This window comes from Duganella sacchari (assembly GCF_900143065.1).
Taxonomy (GTDB): Bacteria; Pseudomonadota; Gammaproteobacteria; order Burkholderiales; family Burkholderiaceae_D; genus Rugamonas; species Rugamonas sacchari.
In genome coordinates, this window is sequence record NZ_FRCX01000017.1 from 79,121 (window position 1) to 95,907 (window position 16,787).

16 protein-coding genes and 1 pseudogene are annotated in these 16,787 nt (G+C 58.7%); 9 read left to right on the forward strand and 8 right to left on the reverse strand.

The genetic code is table 11. The features are described 5' to 3' along the window. Positions 1-1,288 precede the first annotated feature (1,288 nt). From BUA36_RS30495 to BUA36_RS30500, 5 genes are all read left to right on the forward strand, one after another. Complete coding sequence (locus BUA36_RS30495; protein ID WP_139260710.1) at positions 1,289-1,627, forward strand: hypothetical protein; 339 nt, start codon at positions 1,289-1,291, stop codon at positions 1,625-1,627. Positions 1,628-1,737: 110 nt separating this feature from the next. Next, positions 1,738-3,057, forward strand: coding sequence for a TolC family protein (locus tag BUA36_RS27210; RefSeq protein WP_072789685.1), 1,320 nt, complete (start codon positions 1,738-1,740; stop codon positions 3,055-3,057). After that, entirely contained in the window at positions 3,054-4,262 is a 1,209-nt protein-coding gene (locus BUA36_RS27215; RefSeq protein WP_072789688.1) for an efflux RND transporter periplasmic adaptor subunit, read from the forward strand. Before BUA36_RS27210 ends, BUA36_RS27215 begins: the two co-directional genes overlap by 4 nt. Before the next feature lie 14 nt (positions 4,263-4,276). Beyond that, the gene (locus BUA36_RS27220; protein ID WP_072789691.1) at positions 4,277-7,444 is read left to right on the forward strand and encodes a CusA/CzcA family heavy metal efflux RND transporter; all 3,168 of its coding nucleotides are present in this window, start codon (positions 4,277-4,279) and stop codon (positions 7,442-7,444) included. Positions 7,445-7,565: 121 nt separating this feature from the next. Further along, a complete protein-coding gene (locus BUA36_RS30500; protein WP_139260711.1) occupies positions 7,566-7,778 on the forward strand; it encodes a hypothetical protein in 213 nt (70 codons plus the stop codon). Between the two features lie 261 nt (positions 7,779-8,039). Here BUA36_RS30500 and BUA36_RS27225 read toward each other — a convergent pair whose 3' ends face one another. From BUA36_RS27225 to BUA36_RS27255, 7 genes and pseudogenes are all read right to left on the reverse strand, one after another. Then, positions 8,040-9,248, reverse strand: a complete 1,209-nt coding sequence (locus BUA36_RS27225; protein WP_072789694.1) for an MFS transporter — start codon at positions 9,246-9,248, stop codon at positions 8,040-8,042. 28 nt (positions 9,249-9,276) lie between these two features. Continuing rightward, positions 9,277-10,080, reverse strand: a pseudogene (locus BUA36_RS27230) (efflux RND transporter permease subunit); the annotation flags it as partial. A gap of 63 nt (positions 10,081-10,143) precedes the next feature. After that, on the reverse strand, positions 10,144-10,857 hold the full coding sequence (arsH, locus tag BUA36_RS27235; protein ID WP_072789696.1) for an arsenical resistance protein ArsH: 714 nt from the start codon (positions 10,855-10,857) through the stop codon (positions 10,144-10,146). A 12-nt stretch (positions 10,858-10,869) separates the two neighbouring features. Continuing rightward, complete coding sequence (locus BUA36_RS27240) at positions 10,870-11,592, reverse strand: aquaporin (protein WP_072789698.1); 723 nt, start codon at positions 11,590-11,592, stop codon at positions 10,870-10,872. Continuing rightward, positions 11,589-12,068, reverse strand: a complete 480-nt coding sequence (locus tag BUA36_RS27245; RefSeq protein WP_072789701.1) for an arsenate reductase ArsC — start codon at positions 12,066-12,068, stop codon at positions 11,589-11,591. The genes BUA36_RS27240 and BUA36_RS27245 overlap by 4 nt, the downstream gene beginning before the upstream one ends. Positions 12,069-12,090: 22 nt before the next feature. Continuing rightward, positions 12,091-12,594 (reverse strand): arsenate reductase ArsC, encoded by a 504-nt coding sequence (locus BUA36_RS27250; RefSeq protein ID WP_072789703.1) that lies wholly within the window; start codon positions 12,592-12,594, stop codon positions 12,091-12,093. 14 nt (positions 12,595-12,608) lie between these two features. Further along, on the reverse strand, positions 12,609-12,938 hold the full coding sequence (locus tag BUA36_RS27255) for an ArsR/SmtB family transcription factor (protein WP_072789707.1): 330 nt from the start codon (positions 12,936-12,938) through the stop codon (positions 12,609-12,611). A 127-nt stretch (positions 12,939-13,065) separates the two neighbouring features. On the opposite strand from BUA36_RS27255, the gene BUA36_RS27260 reads away from it, so the two are divergent. The 4 genes from BUA36_RS27260 to BUA36_RS27275 are packed head-to-tail and all read left to right on the forward strand — an operon-like array spanning position 13,066 to position 16,591. Continuing rightward, the gene (locus BUA36_RS27260; RefSeq protein WP_229255827.1) at positions 13,066-13,389 is read left to right on the forward strand and encodes an ArsR/SmtB family transcription factor; all 324 of its coding nucleotides are present in this window, start codon (positions 13,066-13,068) and stop codon (positions 13,387-13,389) included. Between the two features lie 47 nt (positions 13,390-13,436). Next, positions 13,437-13,895, forward strand: a complete 459-nt coding sequence (gene arsN2, locus BUA36_RS27265; RefSeq protein ID WP_167544341.1) for an arsenic resistance N-acetyltransferase ArsN2 — start codon at positions 13,437-13,439, stop codon at positions 13,893-13,895. 11 nt (positions 13,896-13,906) lie between these two features. Then, positions 13,907-15,334, forward strand: a complete 1,428-nt coding sequence (locus BUA36_RS27270) for an NAD(P)-binding domain-containing protein (protein ID WP_072789714.1) — start codon at positions 13,907-13,909, stop codon at positions 15,332-15,334. Positions 15,335-15,367: 33 nt separating this feature from the next. Beyond that, positions 15,368-16,591, forward strand: coding sequence for an MFS transporter (locus tag BUA36_RS27275; protein ID WP_072789718.1), 1,224 nt, complete (start codon positions 15,368-15,370; stop codon positions 16,589-16,591). On the opposite strand, the gene BUA36_RS27280 is transcribed toward BUA36_RS27275, so the two are convergent. After that, positions 16,562-16,787: ATP-binding protein (locus tag BUA36_RS27280; RefSeq protein WP_167544342.1), on the reverse strand; the 226-nt coding region annotated here is incomplete at its 5' end. The genes BUA36_RS27275 and BUA36_RS27280 overlap by 30 nt on opposite strands.

Sequence of the window (16,787 nt, forward strand, 5' to 3'; positions counted from 1 at the left end):
GTGACGGCAATACAATGTCCGTCCGCGTTCGGGGTCCAATAGCTGGGAGCCGCGTCAAGCGGCTCCCAGCATGCTTCTAGGCCATGACCACGACTATTGCTCCGGTCGTGCGGGACGCGTCAGATTCTGTAGTATCTCGGGGACTATGCCCTCATGGCAATCTCGCGGCGAGAATTCTACTTTGTCGTGGACTTCCAGCGAGATCGATCGTGGCGCCGATACTGTTATGTATTCGTGCAGCCGGCCATGAGGAATCTTTACTTCCACGAATCGGTTTGTTGCTAACTGCTGAGGCGTTATGGAAGTTAAGCAAGTTGGGGGCTTCCTCATAAGAGCTTCTGCTGTATATATCTTGCTGACGTAGCCGCTCCTGCTGTTCTCTCCCAGTCTAGGTTCAGGAGTGCTGCATCCGACAATTGCCAATCCAACGAAAACCCCAAAGTATCTTAAAGGCTGTTTCATAATTTCTCTTTCGATTAAGTGCGCACGATACCAGCGCAACGCGCAAGCGATGAAGTTCATCCGACGTCACTTTCTTCGCTCTGCAAAGGAACGGAATAAGTTGCTGCTGGCAGCTGCCCGGATGCTGATTTGAACGGAACGCTGCAAGATTTGATTGCCAGCGAACTTGCGTCCATGAAGGCTAGTCAGTGAAGACGCTGAGGCGAAATGATCGGCGCATGCGGCTCAATAGGTGGCTCGACAACAATCCGCGAAGGATGGCTGAGGCACCCAAATACAGTTGATGAAGAGCTGGCGTCTGCCTAGATGGCAGTGCCCCCGACGAAGGTCCATTTGGGCCGAAGGGGTTCTTCCGGAATTGGCGATTGATATGCGGGGTAACTTGCAATCTCCGCCGAGACGGATATAAAGATTGGGAGAGAAAGTTGAATCGTGGGGGAGACAGGCACAGAGAAATTGCAAAAGACATGACAGCCAGCGCAACATCCGATCACGCTTTTTTTGTCGGTTTCGGTAGCCTGGCTATGTGCGCTTGGGGCTTGAACGCCGCTCTCAGTAACGCTCTGTCCTGACGTCCGCGAGATGGCGTCTCGTACGCCCGACATTGCCGCACAAGTCGTCTGAAGCGGCAACAGCAATACTAAGAGCATGATAAGCAGGCGTTTCATATCGACAGATTATACAGAAGGCCGCAGCGCGCGGGGACCAAGTCCGCAGCGCATGACCTGGTCATATCGTCTTCAGGTACTTAGTCATTCTCGCGGTGCAATTCGTACGCGTTCATCGTGATATACTAGCGCCGATTATGACCCGTCGAACTCTCTACATGTTGATTGCACTACTCGCGCTACAGTTTAGCTGGAGCGTGGTGGCTGCCTATTGCACACACGAGACGGGGCGCGCAGCAAATCACTGGGGCCATCATCCGGATGCCAAAGCTTCGAATGAAGTCGCGACGTTGTTGAAGGAAAATCCTTCTGACGCCAAAAAGACTTCGGCGCACTCGCACTGTGCGTCATGCGCGCACGGCGCGTTGTCAATTTATAGCTTTGAAAGCATCTCTCATCCACAGATCGCTGAAGCTGCTCCTATGACCCCTGAAATCACTCTTTCTTCTTACCCCACCGCTCCTCCTGAGCGCCCTCAGTGGGTAGCCGCCATTTAACTCCGGCGGTTGTATTTGTTCGTCTTTATAGGAACGTGACCTACGTCTGAAAATGATGGGGGTTGCTGCACGCCGCCGGATTTCTTCGTCACTCATTTACGGAGTTATCCATGCAATCCCGATATTTTGTTATGGGAGCGGCTGTCCTATTGGCGCAGCTTATCTCCTTTAGTACCCAAGCTGCTGAGCAGCAAGGCGCGTCCTTTACCATTGGCGAGTCGGCACGTTCAACAGACACAAGCACTGCCCCTTTGACGCTGGGCCAGGCCATCACGCAGGCCCTGTCGACCAGTCCTCAATTACGTTCCGCCGCGCAGAGCGTGGCCATCGCAGAAGGTGCGCGTGTTCAAGCCGGTATGCGGCCAAATCCAGAGCTGTCGCTGCTACGCGAAGGCATGTCTTCGACCACCGGCCGTACCGACACCTATCAACTCAGCCAGCTGCTTGAACTAGGCGATAAGCGTGGCGCACGCATAAAGTTCGCCGAGCAAGATCAAGCCTTTGTGCGTGGCGACACCAACGTCGCTGCAGCCGAACTTCGCGCCAACGTCATTGCGGCCTATTTTGAGGCGCTGACGGCCCGAGAGCACGTTGCGCTAGCCAAGGAGTCCCTAACCCTGGCAAGTAAGGCCACCAACGCTGCCGGCCGCCGCGTTGCTGCGGGCAAGATATCTCCATTGGAGCAGACGCGCTCAAGCGTTGCCGAAGCCGGCGCCCGTCTGGAGCTGTCGCAAGCGCTGGCCGATGCGGCACTGGCCAAACGCCACCTGGCGGCCTTCTGGGGTAGTACTCAGCCGGAGGAGCGACCGCTGGTGGCACCTGAAATCAACCTCGCTGCCATTCCGGCTTTACCCGAGTTGCAAACACGTCTGGAGGCTTCGCCACAAATGCAACGTGCGCGCATACAGATCGCTCGTGAGGAGGCCCGGCTCAATCTGGCCAAAGCCGACCGCGTGCCAGACCTGACCGTTACGCTGGGGAGAAAAAAAGACAGCCTGACCAACGTTTCCCAGACCGTTGTTGGTGTGGCTATCCCGCTGCCGCTGTTTAATCGCAACCAAGGTAACCTCCTTTCCGCACTGCGCCGTGTCGACAAGGCCCGAACAGATGCCGAGATCGAGTACCTCAATGCGATACAAGCCCTGGCTGATGCCCACCAACGCGCTACTGTCTCGCAGGAACAGATCGAAAGCATGCGCAAGGAAATTCTGCCGGCGGCCCAAAGCGCCTTCGATGCGGCGGTCACTGGCTTCGAACTGGGAAAATTCGGTTTCATCGATGTGCTCGATGCGCAACGCACACTGTTTCAAAGCCGCGCTCAATACCTGAGCGCACTGTCCGCACGCTTTCGCTCCCTTGCTGATCTGGAGCGCTTTATCGCCGTAGAAAACAACGTTGGCAATTTACCGACTGACAGGAATACAAAATGATGTTGAATATTGACAAAAAATCTCAAAAATCCGCACTGATTATTGTGCTGATCGGCGCCGTACTGGGCTCCGCTATCCTGTTCTGGAAAAAAGATGGCGCAGGTCCTGCAAGTGAAGCTGCGCACGCGGAAGAAGGTGCCAAGGAAGGCGGTAAAGGCGGCGCCCATGTCGGCGAGGAAGGTGTCATCTTGATGAACGCCAAGCAAATTCAGACTGCGGGCATCATTACCGCCAAAGCCGAATCAGCGACCATGGGGAACGTGATCCAGTTGCCAGGTGAGGTTCGTTTTAATGAAGACCTGACCGCGCACATTGTTCCTCGCACGCCGGGAGTGGCCGACTCGGTCTCCGCCGACCTTGGTCAAAATGTGAAGAAAGGGCAAGATTTAGCTGTGATCTCCAGCCCCGCTTTAGCAGATCTGCGTAGTGCCTCATTGGCAGCACAAAAGCGCCTGAGTCTTGCACAGATCACATTCCAGCGCGAAAAGAAATTATGGGAAGACAAAATATCGGCCGAGCAGGACTATCTGCAAGCCCAGAGCGCGCTGCGCGAAGCCGAAATTGAATCTCAGACAGCTCGCTCCAAATTGTCTGCCCTGGGTGCGGGCGAGGCGGAGGGGGCGCTCAACCGCTACGTCCTGCGTGCCCCCTTCAGCGGCGTGATTGTGGAAAAGCATATAGCCCAGGGTGAAGCAGTCAAGGAAGATGCCAACGTGTTCCTGCTCTCGGATCTGGCTAGCGTCTGGGTAGAAGTTGTAGTGACGCCGAAGGATCTGGAATTAGTCCGCGTCGGTGAAACCGTCAAGATCACTTCTGCTGCCAACGACACCTCCGCCACCGGCAAGGTCAGCTACGTAGGTAATCTGCTAGGTGAGCAAACTCGTACGGCAAAGGCACGCGTCGTGATCTCTAATCCTAATATGGCATGGCGTCCTGGCCTGTTCGTCAATGCAGCCATGACGCGCGGTGAAAAGAACGTTCCTGTCACAGTCGTCGCCGATGCAGTGCAGACGATCGATGGCAAAACCGTGGTGTTCGTCAAAGTCGAAAAGGGTTTTAAGGTCCAGCCAGTCAAGACCGGCAGCAATGATGGCAAACGCGTTGAAATCGTTGAAGGTCTGTCTGTGGGTACTCAGTACGCCGCAGCCGGTAGCTTTGTAGTGAAGGCCGAGCAAGGCAAAGGCAGTGCCGGACACGAAGACTGATTAAGGAATCCACCATGTTTGAACGAATAATTCAATCTGCCATCGGCCACCGATGGCTTGTCATGCTCGCCGTGATCGCCATGGCCGCCATTGGCGTCTACAACTACCAGAAGCTGCCGATTGACGCAGTGCCTGACATTACTAACGTGCAGGTACAGATCAATACCAGCGCCAATGGCTATTCGCCGCTGGAAGTGGAGCAGCGTGTCACCTTCCCAATCGAGACCGTGATGGCCGGTTTGCCCAATCTGGAGCAGACGCGCTCGTTGTCCCGCTATGGCCTGTCACAGGTGACAGTGATCTTCAAGGATGGCACCGATGTCTACTTCGCGCGCCAGCTGGTTAACCAGCGCATCCAGGAGGCGAAGGAAAACCTGCCGCGCGGAGTCGTACCGATGATGGGACCAATTTCGACCGGGCTGGGTGAGATCTACCTGTGGACGGTCGAAAGCGAACCCAACGCCAAGAAGCCTGATGGCACGCCATACACGCCGACCGATCTGCGCGAGATACAGGACTGGATCATAAAACCGCAGCTGCGCCAGGTGGAAGGCGTCACCGAGATCAACTCGATAGGCGGTTACGCGAAGGAATATCACATCACACCAGACCCCGTGAAGTTGAGCTCCTATGGCCTCACCCTCAAAGATGTTGTAAGCGCCATCGATCGCAACAACAATAACGTGGGCGCCGGTTACATCGAGCGCAACGGTGAGCAGTTCCTGATCCGCGCGCCTGGCCAGGTACGCACGCTGGAGGACGTCCGCAATACCATCCTGAACAACGTCCAGGGTGTGCCGATCCGCGTGCGTGATGTAGCCGAAGTAGCTATCGGCCGCGAGCTGCGCACCGGTGCCGCGACTGAAAACGGCCGTGAGGTGGTGTTGGGCACAGTCTTCATGTTGATCGGCGAAAATAGCCGCGTGGTATCGCAGGCGGTTGCCAAGCGCATGGAGGCCGTGAACCGTTCGCTGCCAGCTGGTGTAAAAGCTGTACCGGTGTATGACCGCACGATACTGGTCGACAAGGCTATTGCGACCGTGAAGAAGAACCTGCTCGAAGGGGCAATTCTGGTCATCGTGATTCTGTTCATTTTCCTGGGTAACATCCGCGCGGCGCTTATCACAGCGATGGTCATTCCACTGGCGATGCTGTTCACTTTCACTGGCATGGTGACGTACAAGGTCAGCGCCAACCTGATGAGTTTGGGGGCGTTGGACTTCGGTATCATTATCGATGGCGCTGTGGTGATTGTTGAGAACTGTGTTCGCCGCCTGTCGCATGCGCAAGAGCACCATAAGCGAGAGCTGACTTTGCGAGAACGCTTCCATGAGGTATTCGCCGCTGCCAAGGAAGCGCGTCGCCCGTTGCTCTTCGGTCAGTTGATCATCATGGTCGTGTACCTGCCTATCTTTGCTCTCGCGGGCGTTGAGGGCAAGATGTTCCATCCGATGGCCTTTGCCGTGGTCACAGCTTTGCTGGGCGCCATGATCTTGTCCATGACCTTCATCCCGGCGGCAGTAGCCCTGTTCATCGGTAAGCGTGTCGCGGAGAAGGAAAACCGTCTGATGGCGATGGCCAAGAATGCTTATGAGCCGCTGCTGGCAAAGGTGATGAACAACGGGACGCCGGTTATCACGGGCGCCGTGGTGTTGATTGTGCTATGCGGCCTGTTGGCCACGCGCATGGGAAGCGAATTCGTGCCGAACCTGAACGAAGGTGATATCTCGATCCAAGCACTGCGCATTCCGGGTACCAGCCTGAGCCAGTCGCTGGAGATGCAGAAGAAGCTGGAAGCAGGCTTGAAATCCAAGTTTCCAGAAATTGACCGCATCTTTGCCCGTACCGGTACTGCGGAAATTGCATCGGACCCCATGCCGCCGAATATCTCAGATGGCTACATCATGTTCAAACCGGAGTCGGAATGGCCTAGGCCGAAAAAGACCCGCGACGAATTGATCGCAGAAATCAAGGAGGAAGCCGAAAAATATGTCGGCAACGCCTATGAGTTCTCCCAGCCGATTCAACTGCGTTTCAACGAACTGATTTCCGGCGTGCGTAGTGATGTTGCTGTCAAAGTCTACGGCGACGATATGGAGGTTCTGGCCGATACTGGCAAGAAGATTGCCGATGTGCTGCAGCGCATTCCTGGGGCCACCGAAGTGAAGGTGGAGCAAACTGGTGGCTTGCCTATGTTGACCGTGCAGATCGATCGTGAGAAGACCTCACGCTATGGTCTCAATATCGGCGATGTGCAAGATGCGCTGGCGATTGCGACCGGCGGCCGTGAGGCGGGCATCATGTTTGAAGGCGACCGTCGTTTCGACATAATGGTACGTCTACCGGAAACGCTGCGTAGCGACCTGGATGCGCTACGCCGACTGCCTATTTCACTGCCTTCTCAAGCAGGCGCTGCGACCTCGTTCATCCCTCTGGGCGAAGTGGCTGCACTGGAATTTGCGCCTGGTCCGAACCAGATCAGCCGTGAGAATGGTAAGCGCCGTATCGTGGTCAGCGCCAATGTGACCGGCCGCGACATCGGTAGCTTCGTACCGGAGGCTGAACAGGCGATCGCCAAGAACGTCAAGATTCCATCCGGATACTGGACGACTTGGGGCGGCACGTTTGAACAGCTTCAATCGGCAACCCGTCGCCTGCAAATCGTCGTTCCGCTGGCACTGTTCCTGGTCTTTACGCTGTTGTTTGTCATGTTCAATAACGTCAAAGATGGTCTGCTGGTCTTTACCGGAATTCCATTTGCGCTCACGGGCGGCATCATTGCACTGTCGCTGCGTGGCATCCCCATGTCGATCTCGGCCGCCGTGGGCTTTATCGCCCTGTCCGGGGTGGCAGTCCTCAACGGCTTGGTGATGATTTCGTATATCCGCTCTTTACGTGAAGAGGGCATGCATCTGGATAGCGCGGTAGTTACAGGAGCACTAACCCGTCTGCGACCAGTGCTGATGACCGCATTGGTCGCTTCGTTGGGTTTCGTGCCGATGGCGCTGGCTACCGGTACGGGGGCTGAAGTGCAGCGTCCGCTGGCGACTGTGGTCATTGGCGGCATACTGTCGTCGACGGCCCTGACCTTGCTGGTACTGCCGCTGCTATATCGCCTGATGCACCGCAACGACGCGGAAGAGAGCGAGATCGCTACTGATGACGCACAACCTGCTCACTAAATTTAGCGAACCTTTGTGAAGTACGGCCGGCAAGTTGTCGGCCGCTTTTCACGAATCGCTGTGAAGCAAGTTGATGGAGTTTTTTACACATGGGAAACGTTCGATCGAGGAGGTAGCTATCATGAGTCCAACCGAATCTGCTGCACATGCCGAACTGCAAACAGCCCTAATCTATGGCTCCGTTGTAGTGCTTCTGATATTGGGCGGTTTTATCTGGTGGTTGAACTACAGCTACAAGCAGAGCAACAAAAAGAATCGCTCCCCCCATCTGGAACTGGTGACGCCGGCTCCAAAGGTACGCGGGCGGCGCCGTCACAAAAAACATGGAAAGTAAGAGAAGCGATCAGCTCCAATCGCGCGCAGTCAGCAACTCAAGGAAAGGCGAGTGCCCAGCCGAATCTCAGCGGCCTTTTCAGAGACTGATGTTTCGTGTGCTTTCGAACGTTGGCAGGGGATTGAATGTGGACAATGTAACAGGCGGTGCGAATGTCTTTGCCGGATTGACCAAGGATGATTTCTGGAAGTGCGCGCTTAGGATTCCCGTACGAACCATCTTGATGATCTGGAAGCACAAACGGTACCCGTTGTCTGGCATTTACCGGCCATGCTTTGACTTTGATCGGTACGCGTGTACGGACAGCCCGAACAGCGCCACGATACAAAAGCCGGCGCCGGCATGGAACGTCGAGGCAGCTCCAAGGCAATCCCATAGCGCCCCGGCCAGGATACTGGCGATCAGCATCGCGATACCGCTCACCAAGTTGAAAAAACCATAGGCTGTGCCACGCAGGTCGGCCGGTGCCGTGTCCGCCACCATGGTCGCAAGCAGCCCCTGCGTGATGCCCATGTGAAACCCCCAAAGCGTGACACCCGTGAGCACGACCGCCCAGTGATCGTTCAGGGCCAGCACCAGATCGGCGGCGATCAGGACGATCAGCCCGATCGCAAGTAGCCCGGTATGACTCATGCGGTCAGAGAGCTTTCCGAACGGATAGGCGGAGACGGAATAGACCACATTCATCGCCACCATCACCAGCGGCACCAACGCGACAGGCACGCCACCTTGCTGAGCACGTAGGACCAGAAACGCTTCGCTGAAGCGCGCCATCGTGAACACCGCGCCGATTCCAACCACCCACCAGTATGCGCTGCCGAGGCGCTTCAGGTTCTCCCGGCGAATGGGGTTGGTACGATTGGCAGTGTGGTGCCGCTCGGGTTCGCGCACACCCCAGAACAGCAAAGCCACGGCCAACATACCTGGAACTACCGCCACCCAAAACACTTTCCTGAAATCGTTGGCCCATAGCAGCATCAGTCCGACCGCGAGCAGTGGGCCAAGGAACGCGCCTACTGTGTCGAGGGACTGACGCAGGCCAAAGGCGGCGCCGCGTAAATGTGTCGGAGCGATATCGGCGACGAGCGCGTCGCGCGGCGCCCCCCTGACGCCTTTGCCAACCCGATCGAGCAGCCTGGCGGATAACACCATGCCGCTCGTGTTGGCGATGGCAAACAGAGGCTTGGTCAGCGCCCCCAGCGCGTAACCAAGCACCGCCAGTCCCTTACGCCTGCCGAGATAGTCGCTCAACGTGCCCGAAAACACCTTGACGATCAGGGCGGTGGATTCCGCCATGCCTTCAATCACGCCTACAGTGAGGACGCTGGCCCCCAGCGTTCCCACCATGAACACGGGCAGCAGGCTATGGACCATTTCGGAAGAAATATCCATCAGCATACTGACAAAGCCCAGCACCCAGACGCCGGCCGGGATCTGGTTCAATATTACGCCGGTCGCTTTTATGCTCATTTTGCCTCCTATTGACGGTCGTTCTGGGTCATACGGTTGCAGGACCGTCGGAGTCGACAACCGACCTCTGCGCAGACGACACGGAATCGAATTCGTCCTCATTTGCGCCGTGGAACAGACGATACAGCAATGGCAGCACGAGCAAAGTCAATGCCGTTGACGACAGGATACCGCCAATGACCACGGTGGCTAGCGGCCGCTGCACCTCGGCCCCGGTACCCGTCGCGATCGCCATCAGGATAAAGCCAAGGGAGGCGACCAGCGCAGTCATCAGGACAGGACGCAGCCGCGCGATGGCACCTTCCTCTACTGCGGCGTCGAGGTCGGTGCCACCTTCACGCAGCGATCGGATGAACGCGACCATGACCAGTCCGTTCAGCACCGCGACGCCGGACAAGGCAATGAAGCCGACCGCTGCCGAAATTGAGATCGGTATGCCATGGGCCCATAAGGCGATTACGCCTCCAGTCAAGGCAAACGGAATTCCGCTAAACACCAACAGGCCGTCGGTCAGGTTGCCGAACATCAGATAGAGCAGTGCCAGCACCAGCAGCAACGCGACCGGTACGATGACTTTGATCGTGCCGAGGGCCGATTGCAACTGCTCGAATTGTCCGCCCCAGCGCAGCCAGTAGCCGGCGGGGACCGCCACCCGTCGATCGATGGCCTGCTGCGATTCGGACACAAACGAGCCGATATCACGGCCCCGCACGTTGGCGCTGACCACCACTAGCCGTTTGCCGTCCTCGCGGCTGATCTGATTCGGGCCCGGCGCGAGATTCAGTGAGGTAAGCATTAGTGGCCGCATTGGAACAGGAATCGGTGGCCGTTTTTACGAGAATATGCGCCATTCCCGAAGCTGGACAGCCGACCCGGATGACTGACTCACCGATTGTCAAATACGCTGAATCTGCCGGTCGATCGCTTTCAGCGCGCGCTCATTGCGCTCGCTGTAGCGGTCGGTCAGATAGTCGCTACGGCCGCGCAGCAGAAGCGTCATCTTGCACAACTCCTCCATGACGTCGACCACTCGGTCGTAGTAACCCGACTGGCGCATGCGGCCAGCTTCATCGAATTCCTTGTAAGCCATCGGCACCGAGGACTGGTTCGGGATGGTGAACATCCGCATCCAGCGTCCCAGCAAACGCAGCGTGTTGACCACGTTGAAGGACTGCGAGCCACCGCAGACCTGCATCACGGCAAGCGTACGCCCCTGACTTGGCCGGATCGCGCCCATTTCCAGCGGGATCCAGTCAATCTGGTTTTTCATCACGGCGGTGACGGCGCCGTGGCGCTCGGGGCTGCACCAGACTTGCCCCTCGGACCATAGGCACAGTTCGCGCAACTCGACGACTCTCGGATGGTCCTCCGGCACGCTGCCGGCCATCGGCAGCCCCATGGGATTGAAGATTTTGACTTCGGCACCCAGGTGCTCCAGGATACGCGCCGCTTCTTCGATGAGAAAGCGGCTAAACGAACGCTCACGCAACGATCCGTATAACATCAGGATGCGCGGCGGATGGCTTAAATCTCCCACAGGATCCAATTTTCCGACCGTGGGGATGTCGAGCAGATCGGTCTTGATGTTGGGAAGGTTCGCATTGGTCATACAATTTGTCCTTTATTGCTGTTCGGACCGAGCCGCGAAATCGCCGGGAGCCACGGTTCCGGCCACCGTGGCGTTGGCGGGCACAGCTGGATACAGCCAGCAGAACACTGCAGTTGCGGCGGCCGCACCAGCCAGCTGCGCAAGGATAAATCCCGGCGCATCGACGGGACGTATTCCGGCGAAGGTGTTGGTCGCACTGCGGGCCAGGGTCACGGCTGGATTGGCGAACGACGTGGAGGACGTGAACCAATACGCAGCTGTGATATAGGCCGCCACCGCGAACGGCGTGACGGCCGGCCGGCTGCGCGAGCACCCGATGATAACGGCGATCAGGCCGAACGTGGCCACGCATTCGCTCCACCATTGCGCTGCCCCGGTCCTGGCGTGCTCCGAGGCGTAGAACAGCGGCTCACCGAACATGCCATGCGCCGCAGCCACGCCAGCGAAGGCGCCGGCAACTTGGATGGCGATGTAGGGAAGCACCTCCCGGCCGGGAAGATTACCTTGCGCGGCCTCCGATAGCGTAACGACTGGATTGAAGTGCGCTCCGGAGATGGTGCCGAACATCAGGATCAGCGCGATCAAGCCGGCGCCGGTGGCAATTGCGTTGGCCAGTAGTGCGATCGCCACGTTGCCTCCGGCCAGTCGTTCGGCCATGATGCCCGAGCCGACCACCACTGCCAGCAGCATCGCCGTCCCCAATCCTTCCGCCACGATGCGACGTGCAAAACTCATGGTTCAATACCGCCAATGCTGTCGAGTTCGCGCTTCAGGCTTGCGGGATCCTTCCGCAACTCTTCGAGTGGTAGAGCCAGGAACGCCTCGATACGCGCACGGATGATGCGGTAGGTCCGTTCGAACGCGGTGCTGATCTCTTCCTCGGTGCCCACCACGTGGCCCGGGTCGTCAACACCCCAGTGCGTGCGCAGCACCGGCCCCAGATAAGCCGGGCAGGTTTCGCCAGCGGCGCTGCTGCAGACGGTCACGACAATATCGGGCGTTACTGGCAGATCGTCCCACGACTTGCTGTAGTAGCCCTCGGTGGAGATGCCCTTGCTGTGCAGGAGCTCCACAGCGCGGGGATGCAGCTTACCGGCCGGCTGGCTGCCGGCGCTGATGGCTTTCAGTCCAGCCGGGGCCAGATGGTTGAAGGTGGCTTCGGAAAGGACGGAACGGCACGAGTTGCCGGTGCAGAGAAACAGGATGTTCATAGTGAGTTTGAAGTAAAAAAATTTAAACGGAGGTTTCGCCGATCGCCTGGATTTCGCGCTGAATGGCATTCTTTTCCAGCATGTGCAGCGGCAGGCTGACAAAAATGTTCATGCGCGTCATGATCTGGCGGAAGATGCGGTTGAACACCGCGCGCTTTTCCTCGATGCTGTTCACCAGGGCCGCAGCTGGATCTTCAAAGCCCCAGTGCGCCGACATCGGGTGGCCCGGCCAGTGAGGGCAGACCTCGCCAGCGGCGTTGTCGCATACAGTGATGATGAAGTCCATGTGCGGTGCGTCCGGAGTGCCGAACTCGTCCCAGCTTTTGCTGCGCAGCTCATCGGTTGGATAGCCGGTGTGAGCCAGCTGTTCGATGGCAAAAGGATTGACCATGCCACCAGGGTGGCTGCCGGCAGAGAAGCCCTTGAAGCGGCCCTTACCCATCGTTGTCACCAAGGCTTCGGCCATGATGCTGCGCGCCGAGTTGCCGGTGCAGAGGAACAGTACGTTGTAGACTTTCTCTTGCATGGGAATTCTCCAATTCAGGTAGATGTGGGTTTGGTGTCGCAGCCGGCTGGACCGCAAGGAACGCCGCCACAGCAGTTCTCGGTCAGGTAGTCGATTAGGCCGTTCATGACCACAACATCGGCCGAGTAGATCACGAAGCGCCCCTCACTGCGCGAGGTGATCAGCCTGGCGTACGTGAGCTCCTTCAGGTGAAACGACAGTGAAGAGGGCGCGATGTCGAGCTGCTCTGCTATCTTGGTGGCTGCCATCCCCTCAGGGCCGACCTGAACCAGCAGTCTGAAAACGGCCAGCCGGCTCTCCTGGGCAATGGCCGCCAGCGCGGCTAAAACGTCCTTGGTTTCCATATTGGTTACTTCCATGATTCAGTAATTGTCGAAGTATGATGGCGCAGAAGCTACGACATTTCAAAGAATATCAAAGTATCTTGACAGCTTGATGACATGAGCCTATGCTTTATTCGTCGATTTACGAATGAGTCCTATGAAATCCTGCTGCGACACCCAGGCCGCCGGCGCCACCGTGCTTGAAATTAATGCCGATGAAGTGGCGCTGATGTGCAAGGCACTGGGCCATCCCGCGCGCGTCCAGCTGCTGAAGTATCTGTCCGCCTACGGCGCGTGCTACTTCGGCAGCCTGACCGACGTAGTCCCGCTGGCCGCGTCGACCGTCTCGCAGCACGTGACGATCTTGAAGCAGGCCGGGCTGATCCTCGGTTCGTCGGATGAACAGCGCACCTGCTACTGCGTCAACCCCGAACGGCTGGCGCAGCTGAAGCAATTGATCGGCAGTCTGTAATTTTTTTCTCTTTTAATTCGTCATTTGACGAATAACGAATGGAGGTAATGATGAGCAGCACAGGTATCACTTCCCCGGCATTGCGTCCCGCGACGGCGGCCGACTGGACCGCGATCGAATCCTTGCTCACGCAGGCTGGGCTGCCGCTCGATGGCGCGCAGGAGCATCTGACCAGCTTCACCGTGGGGGACCGGGCTGGCGCCATCGTGTGCGCCGGCGGCTTGGAGGTCTACGGCGACACGGCGCTGCTGCGTTCGGTCGTGGTGGCGCCAAGCCAGCGCGGGTCGGGGGCAGGCGGGCTACTGTTCACGGCGCTGGCGAACGTCGCCCAATCGCGCGGCGTGTCCACTCTGTACCTGTTAACGACCACGGCGGCCTCCTTCTTCGCACGTCGCGGATTTATCCAAGCCGAGCGCGCCACAATACCGGCGGCGCTGCGCCATTCACGAGAATTCCAAGGAGCTTGTCCTGCTACAGCCACGCTGATGTCCCTCTCATTGACCTGAAAGGAATTGCCATGAACGTAACCGATATCAACCTGCCGGTGGCGGTCCTGGGCGCCGGCCCGGTCGGCCTTGCCGCCGCCGCGCACCTGGTGGCGCGCGGCATGACACCGCTGATTTTCGAGGCAAGTGAGAATGTCGCTGGCAACCTGGCCACCTATCGCCATGTGCGCCTGTTCTCGCCCTGGCAGTACAACGTGGACAAGGCGGCCCTGCGGCTGCTTGTCGACGCCGGCTGGCCGATGCCGGCCGAAGACGACTTGCCGGCGGCGGGCGAGATCATCGACCAGTACCTGCAGCCGCTAGCGCAGCTGCCTGCCATTGCTGCCCATCTCAAGCTGGGCCACCGCGTTGTGCAGGTGTCGCGCCAGGGCTTTGATAAGGTCAAGACGCGCGGGCGCGAGCTGGCGCCGTTCATCGTGCGCGCCGTCACCGCCAGTGGTGAACGTGAATATTTCGTCAGCGCGGTAATCGACGCCACCGGCACCTGGTCGCACCCCAATCCCTTGGGCGCGAGCGGCATCGATGCCATCGGCGAAATCACCCACGCGGCACGGATTGCCTACGGTATGCCCGATGTGCTGGGCGCTGAGCGCCACCGTTATGCCGGACAGCGGGTGCTGGTCGCCGGTAGCGGCCATTCGGCGGCCGGAACCTTGATCGCCCTGGCCCAGCTGGCAGAGGAGGAACCTGGCACCACGCTGGTGTGGGCTGTTCGCGGTGCCGCGATCGAGAAGGCGTTCGGCGGCGGCAGCGCCGATGGCCTGCCGGCGCGTGGCGCTCTCGGTACGCGCCTCAAGGCGCTGCAGGCATCAGGCAAACTGGAAATCCATACCCGATTCCGCATTCACGCGCTGGAGGTGGAGGGGAACGCACTGCGCGTCGTTGGCGATGAGGTGGACGGCAACAGTCCGGTGATCGATGGCGTCGACCAGATCGTGGCCTCGACCGGTGCGCGACCCAACCTGGAGCTGACCCGTGAACTGCGCGTGCGGCACGATCCCTGGCTGGAAAGCACCGACGCGTTGGCGCCGCTGATCGATCCCAACGAGCATAGTTGTGGCACGGTCCGCCCGCACGGTCACCGCGAACTCGCGCACCCTGAGCCTGGATACTATGCGGTGGGCGCCAAGAGCTACGGCCGCGCGACAAACTTTCTGATGGCGACCGGCTATGAGCAGGTGCGTTCAGTGGTAGCAGCGCTTGCTGGAGACCTGGCGCAGGCCGACGACGTGCAGCTCGAACTGCCCGAAACAGGCGTCTGCAGCACACGCCTGGAATACGGAGTCCAGCTGACGCCCACCAGCTGTTGTGGCGGGCCGGCGCCGGCCGGTAGCGCCGCCTGCTGCGTGCAGGACGCCGACGCAAAAACCCAAGGTAAAGCGGGCTGCGGCTGTAGTGATCCGGTGCCGTCGCTGAAAGCGAAATCCTGCTGCGCATAAGCGCCGTTACTCATCAAAAAGAGGAAGTCATCCATGCACCGTGCTTGGCACACCATCGGCATACTGGCCTTCACGCAAATCGCCTCCTGGGGATCGCTGTACTATGCGTTCAGCATTGTGGCACCCGGCATAGGGCGAGAGCTGGGGATGCGCGCAGAACTGGTGTATGGCGCCTTTTCATGGAGCCTGCTGGTGGCGGGCTTAGTCGCGACGCCCACCGGTATGCTGCTGGACCGCTTTGGCGGGAAATTGATCATGGCGACGGGCTCGCTGGTTTGCGGCGCAGGACTGATCTGGCTGAGCAGAGCAACCGGGACGCTGTCATATTTTGGTGCCTCGACGGTGCTTGGCGTGGCTATGTCGCTGACGCTGTATGAGGCAGCCTTCGCCACGATCAACCGCAAGTTCAATCACAACAGCCGCCAGGCGATATCGACGCTGACCTTGTTTGCTGGATTCGCCAGCACCGTGTTCTGGCCGCTGACGCTGAAGCTGAGCACGGCTATCGGGTGGCGTGAAACCTATTTCTGGTTCGGGATCGTGCAGTTGCTGCTATGTCTCCCCCTGCACCTGATGCTGGGCCGAGACGCGTCGGTCACGCATGTACCGCATGCGGTACCAGAGCGCAGCCATACACTGGCCGAGGCACTACGACATCCGGCCTTCTGGAAACTGGCAATGGCCTTCGCCGCCAATATGTTCATTTTCTCGGCGTTGTCCGTGCACCTGATCCCTCTACTGAAGGACTTCGGCCACACTGCTGGCCTTGCCGTGATGATGTCAACACTGATAGGCCCCATGCAGGTCGCCGGGCGTATCTGCGAGCGTACTTTCGCCCGGAATGCACTGCCGCAAACGGTCGGCCTGTTTTCATTCGCCTCGCTGCCGGCCGCCGTTCTGGCGCTACTGTTGTGGGGCAGCCAGTCATGGGCAGCGGCGGCATTCTGCACTCTCTATGGGTTGAGCAACGGCGTCCTGACGATCGTTCGCGGCACAATCCCGCAGGCCATGTTCGGGCGCCAGAATTACGGAGCCATATCTGGCGCAATGGCCGGACCATCCTTGCTGGCCAAGGCAGCCGGTCCCTTGGTGGCTGCCTTTATGCTTCAGACGTATCCGGCCCCAGCAGTGTTGATTGCAATGCTCTTGGTGTCCCCGTTGGCCACTTCAAATTCCCCCACCCTTGGCCGGGTCAAATTCCCCCAGGCAGGACAGTCGGATTGTAGTTTAATCGACCGCAGCCGGGTCATTTTTTGACTCGCCCTGCTTGACCAAGCCGGTCAGACGGCTGGCGGCCTCCTTCAAGCGGTAGCTCTTCCCCTCGAACTCCAGCAGGTGCGCGCGGTGCATCAGACGGTCCAGGATGGTGGTCGCCATGGTGTTGTCGCCGAGGTACTTCCCCCAGTCCTGCACCACCCGGTTGGAGGTCACCACGATGCTGCGCTTAAGCTTG